General features: G+C 40.5%; 2 protein-coding genes. Both read left to right on the forward strand.

The features are described from left to right. Positions 1–254 precede the first annotated feature (254 nt). Positions 255–1202, forward strand: coding sequence for an IS30 family transposase (locus ABT114_RS50365; protein ID WP_003130410.1), 948 nt, complete (start codon positions 255–257; stop codon positions 1200–1202). 55 nt (positions 1203–1257) lie between these two features. Next, positions 1258–1570: hypothetical protein (locus ABT114_RS50370; RefSeq protein WP_351154107.1), on the forward strand; the 313-nt coding region annotated here is incomplete at its 3' end.

The raw sequence follows: 1570 nt of genomic DNA on the forward strand, positions 1-1570 counted from the left end.
GCCGGTGAGGGCGGCGGTCGGCTCGTCCATGATCAGGACGCGGGCGTCGAAGGAGAGCGCCTTGGCGATCTCCACGATCTGCTGGTCGGCGATGGCTATCAGTAGGCCTTCTTGTCTTAATTTTTACTAGAACAGACAATAATAAAAAATAAAACGCAAATTGTAAAATGAAGTTAGCCACCTTGAGTCAAGCAAAAAACATCTGAATCTCTTATACTAGAAGTTCGACCAAATAGTATAAAAAGGAAATTCAGATGCAAGACTATTCTATCACAAGCCAGAGCAAAGGGAAACACCTGACCAATCAAGACCGTTTAAACATTGAACGTTGGCACAATAAAGAAGGACTGAGCAACCGTGAGATTGCGCGCTTATTGAATAAAGCTCATGGGACGATTGACAGAGAGATGAAGCGAGGGGAAATCCAGCTCAAGCGGAAGGTAAAATACTCTGCTAAAAAGGCTCAAGAAAATTATGAAGGATTGAGGGCTCACAGTGTTCGTCCGAGTAAACTCACGACTGAGATTGATTGTTATGTGAGTACACGTCTTAAAGAAGACAAGGACTCTTTGGAAGTCATTCATCAGGCTCTAAAAGGAGTTTCTCTGAGCAGCCTCTACAATTGGGTCAACTGGGGCTGGTTAGAAGCCAAGCGTCATCATCTTTTCTATCCGCAGTATAAGGCGGCAAAGAAAATCAAACCTCGTGCGCCAAAGCATCCTTTTGGTAAGTCTATTGAAGAACGGCCTGAGTTCATTAACAATCGCTTAGAAGTGGGGCATTACGAGATTGACACGGTCATTCTTACGAGAGCTAAGAACAAGGTGCTTTTGACGCTCACAGAGCGAAAATACCGCACGGAGATCATTCGCTTGATTGATGGGAAAACAGCACAGGCGGTCAATGATGAGCTGGTGGAACTTCAAAAAAGTTATGACTTCAAATCCATTACCCCTGACAATGGCCATGAATTTGCAAGGCTCTCTGAGGTCGTAAGCTGTCCAGTTTACTATGCACACGCCTACGCGAGCTTTGAGCGAGGGACGAATGAAAACCATAACCGAATGATTCGTAGGCATCTGCCAAAAGGCACAACAAAGACGACCCCTGAAGAAGTCGCCGCTATCGAGTATTGGATGAACCATTATCCAAGAAAAATGTTCAACTATAAGAGTTCATATGAGATGAGCTTGGCTGGCTAACTTGGACTTGCAATTTGCGTTTAAAAAAATAAACAATTTATTTAGGAGACTCACAATGGCATTTATCACCGAAAAACATTTGGAAGGTAGCAAATATGTTTATCAACTTGCGCCTACTGTTAAAAAATTCACTTTAAAAGATACAACTTTTATTCAAACTAAAATTGGTAATTTTGAATTTAAAAGACTTCTTGAAGAAGTTCCAAATTCAAACGAAGGATTTTTATTAAAAATTATTGTTAATCCATATTTAAGTGGTTTTAAACTTTCAGTTACTGATAAATCCGGTTTACGAAATGTTGATATTTTTAAAAATGCGAGTGAAATGATTCAAAATAAATTTTACTTCCAAATGGATGTACTTGTTG

The sequence above is a fragment of the Streptomyces sp. NPDC002088 genome (assembly GCF_040296605.1).
Taxonomy (GTDB): Bacteria; Actinomycetota; Actinomycetes; order Streptomycetales; family Streptomycetaceae; genus Streptomyces.